The organism is Mycobacterium sp. (genome assembly GCF_049683355.1).
GTDB lineage: Bacteria > Actinomycetota > Actinomycetes > Mycobacteriales > Mycobacteriaceae > Mycobacterium.
In genome coordinates, this window is sequence record NZ_JBAUJB010000161.1 from 1 (window position 1) to 3,728 (window position 3,728).

4 protein-coding genes and 1 pseudogene are annotated in these 3,728 nt (G+C 67.9%); 3 read left to right on the forward strand and 2 right to left on the reverse strand.

The features are described from left to right. The 3 genes from WA944_RS09935 to WA944_RS09945 form a co-directional block, all read left to right on the forward strand. Positions 1 to 915: heavy metal translocating P-type ATPase (locus tag WA944_RS09935; RefSeq protein ID WP_526646846.1), on the forward strand; the 915-nt coding region annotated here is incomplete at its 5' end. Between the two features lie 67 nt (positions 916 to 982). Further along, positions 983 to 1,591, forward strand: a complete 609-nt coding sequence (locus WA944_RS09940; RefSeq protein ID WP_526372282.1) for a cadmium resistance transporter — start codon at positions 983 to 985, stop codon at positions 1,589 to 1,591. 58 nt (positions 1,592 to 1,649) lie between these two features. After that, on the forward strand, positions 1,650 to 2,246 hold the full coding sequence (locus tag WA944_RS09945) for a TlpA family protein disulfide reductase (protein WP_526372304.1): 597 nt from the start codon (positions 1,650 to 1,652) through the stop codon (positions 2,244 to 2,246). 94 nt (positions 2,247 to 2,340) lie between these two features. Here the strand turns inward: WA944_RS09945 and WA944_RS09950 are convergent, their stop codons facing one another. Together WA944_RS09950 and WA944_RS09955 are read right to left on the reverse strand one after the other, a co-directional pair. Then, on the reverse strand, positions 2,341 to 2,655 hold the full coding sequence (locus tag WA944_RS09950) for an alkylmercury lyase (protein WP_526372284.1): 315 nt from the start codon (positions 2,653 to 2,655) through the stop codon (positions 2,341 to 2,343). Positions 2,656 to 2,825: 170 nt separating this feature from the next. Then, positions 2,826 to 3,728 (reverse strand): annotated as a pseudogene (locus WA944_RS09955) (hypothetical protein); the annotation flags it as partial.

The following is a 3,728-nucleotide window of genomic DNA, read 5'->3' on the forward strand; positions in this document are numbered from 1 at the left end:
GACGTGGCCACCACCAACGGTGCCACTCGCGAGCAGGTGCTCGATTTGGCGGCGGCCCTGGAATCGCGCAGCGAGCACCCGCTGGCCGCGGCGATCCTCGCCGCAACTGATGACGTCATCCCTGCCACCGATGTCGAAGCCGTCACCGGCGCCGGGCTCACCGGCCACCGCGGCGGACACACGCTTCGCCTCGGCCGCCCCGGCTGGCTAGACCCCGGCCCACTCGCCGGTGATGTCACCCGGATGCAGCAAGCCGGGGCCACCGCGGTCCTCGTCGAACACAACGGCCAGGTCATCGGTGCCATCGCCGTGCGCGACGAGCTGCGCCCCGAGGCCGCCGAGGTGGTCGCCCAGTTGCGCCGCGACGGCTATCACGTGGCGATGCTCACCGGCGACAACCAGGCCACCGCCGCCGCGCTAGCCGCTGATGTCGGGATCGAGGCCGTGCACGCCGAGCTGCGCCCCGAAGACAAAGCGCGACTGATCGAACAGCTCCGGGCCCAACGCCCCACCGCGATGGTCGGCGACGGCGTCAACGACGCTCCCGCGCTGGCCACCGCCGACGTGGGAATCGCGATGGGCGCGATGGGCACCGACGTGGCCATCGAAACCGCCGACGTGGCGTTGATGGGCGAAGACCTGCGCCACCTGCCCCAAGCATTCAGCCACGCACGCCGGGCACGACGGATCATGCTGCAAAACGTCGGCCTGTCCCTCGGATTGATCATCGCGTTGGTGCCGCTAGCACTGTTCGGGGTGCTCGGGCTGGCCGCCGTGGTGCTGGTCCACGAACTCGCCGAGATCGTGGTCATCGCCAACGGTGTGCGAGCCGGGCGCACCACACCGCTGGCCGCCACGCCGGTCGACCCGGCAGCCAGCCACACCCGCGCCGCTGCGGTGGGCGCATCGTCGTGACCGCCAGCCACACCGGCGTTATGGCTCATCGGCGGGCAAGCAACACCGCAGACACCGGGGCAGGCGCATGATCCTGTCCTCGGTGCTGCCCGCCATCGGCCTGTTCATCGTCACCAACATCGACGACATCATCGTGCTCTCGCTGTTCTTCGCTCGCGGCGCCGGACAACGCGGGACAACGGCCCGGATCACCGCAGGCCAATACCTGGGATTCGCAGGGATCCTGGGCGCGGCTGTGCTCGTGACGCTGGGTGCCGGAGCGTTCCTTCCCCCAGACGTCATCCCGTACTTCGGGCTCATACCCCTGGCCCTGGGACTGTGGGCGGCATGGAAAGCCTGGCGCGGCAACGACGACGATGACGATGATGACGACGATGGCAAGGTTGCCGGCAAGAACGTCGGTGTCTTAACCGTCGCAGCAGTCACCTTCGCCAACGGCGGGGACAACATCGGCGTCTACGTTCCGGTCTTCTTGAGCGTGGGACCTGCGGCCGTGGTGGCCTACTGCATCGTCTTCCTCGCGCTCGTCGCGGTCCTCGTCATCGCCGCCCGATACGTCGCCACCCGCCGGCCGATCGCCGAAGTCCTCGAACGCTGGGAACACGTCCTGTTCCCGATCGTCCTGATCGCCCTGGGCATCTTCATCCTGGTCAGCGGCCTCGCCTTCGAGAACTAAGCAGCCACGAACACCGGCGGCGGAATCGGCGTCAACGTGATCGTCGAGAGGAATCCTCATACCTAGCCTCAGGCGAATAGCCGCGGTCGTGGCAGCCCTTGTCGCCGCGACAGCCTCGGTCACCGGCTGCACCACCGGCGAGGACGCCGTCGCCCAAGGCGGCACCTTCGACTTCGTATCCCCCGGCGGGCAGACCGCGATCTTCTACGACCCTCCCTCGGCACGGGGCACGATCGGCGATCTGAACGGACCCGATCTGTTCACCGACGAACCGATCCGGCTGTCGGACTTCACCGGGAAGGTGGTCCTGATCAACGTGTGGGGCTCCTGGTGCGCGCCCTGCCGCACCGAAACACCGGAGCTGGAGACCGTGTTCGGCGAATACCGCGCCCGCGGTGTGCAGTTCCTCGGCATCGACGTCCGCGACAACCGGGACACCGCACGCGATTTCGTCACCGACCGCAACGTGCAATACCCCTCCATCTTCGACCCAGCAATGCGCAGCCTCATCACCCTGGGACGCACCTATCCGACCAGCGTGGTGCCCACCACCATGGTCCTCGACCGCCAACACCGGGTCGCCGCGGTATACCTCATGGCACTACTAGCCGAAGACCTACGGCCACTACTCGACCGGCTGACCACCGAGCACTGACACTTCGCCGGGCGGCAGCCTCTGCCAAGCGCCAAGAATCGCTCGATACAGGACGCGCGAATATCGCGAATACAAAGCCCAGGTTCGCAAGCCGTCACTCAGCCGATTGCAGCCGGCGCCGCAACGCCTCGGTCAGCTGGGTGACCGTCGGCAACCCCATCAGACCCGCATCGGTCTGGTATATCCGACACGCCAACTCCGTCACCGGCAGCGCATCGTCAAAAGCGTCTGTGCCGTCGACGAGAATGGTTGGAGAGCCCGCGAACGGCAAGGCCGCCGCCTCATCGTCGGTAGTGACCCGCCGATACGTGATCTCGACGTCAACTAGTCCTGCTGCTGCCGCGTCCACACGGGCACCGACTTCCCGCCAATTCGGGCACCCGTCGAAGTAAAGAATCTCCACTCTCATATGCCAATTGTGGACGTCATCGCCAAGGGTTCACCTTCGAGTAGGGACATCTCCACCATCTCCGACCCTGAATCTCATTTCTAAAGAAACGAGATACGACTCAGGGCACCATTCCCCCACCGGGTCGGCCCAGGTCGCCGTGTCTTGTTTCTCATCTCACTCGGCTTGACTCACATCATCTCTGGCGGCAGCAGGGCGTCCTCGAATGGGGACGGCGGCGCGGCGGTTGCCGGGACGCTCTGAGCGCCCGCGTGCGGTGTGCCTGCTGCGGGCCGCGACCCTGCGTTGGACGGCACCGGGGCCAGTGCTGGAGGCGCGGCAGGGGCCTGCGGTAGATCCGGCAGCCCGGCGGTCGTGCCGCTCGGGCGGAAGACGCCCTCGAAGCCGTTCTGGTCTTTGAACACCGCGTCGAGGGTGTGGGTCACACCGGGCTCGCTCGGGTCGGCCACCAGGTGCGGGCCGACTGCCACCATGGTCTTGTCCTGCCACTTCAGCACGTCTCCGGGCTGCATGTCCGAGGGGTCGACCTTGGCTCCCAGGTTCTTACCTCCGTCTCCCGGCAGGTCCAGTCCGGTTGGGCCGTAGGCCTTCTGGGCGGCATCACCACCGGGTGAGGCGTTGTCCAGGGCGTTCTGCGCCGCCGTGGCGGCCTGTGCGTTAGGCGCCTCGATGACCGTGCCGTCCGGCAACGTCACCGTCGCCCTGGCGGCGGTGGGCTGCCCCGGGAGCGCCGGTTGTCCCTGCTCGGTGGCGCCTGCTGCCTCCGCCGGCGCTGCGGCTGTCGGCGGCGGGTTCTGCGGACCGGGGTTCAGCGGCGCGATCGGGGCCTTCTCGTCGTCGTCCCCGGCATCGGCCTCATCGTCGGTGAGTGCGCTGACGGGCTGGACCGCATTCGACGCCAGCGGCTTCCCCCCGACGCCCATCGCGCTCCCCTGCCCACCCGGCGGAGTGAGCCCACCCAGACCTCCCAGTGGAGTGCCACCGATCGGGAGGCCGCCCGCACCGAACGGTGACCCGCCGCCGAGCGTGGACAGCAGTCCCTCCAGGCCGCCGGCGGTGTCGGAGTTCGGCGC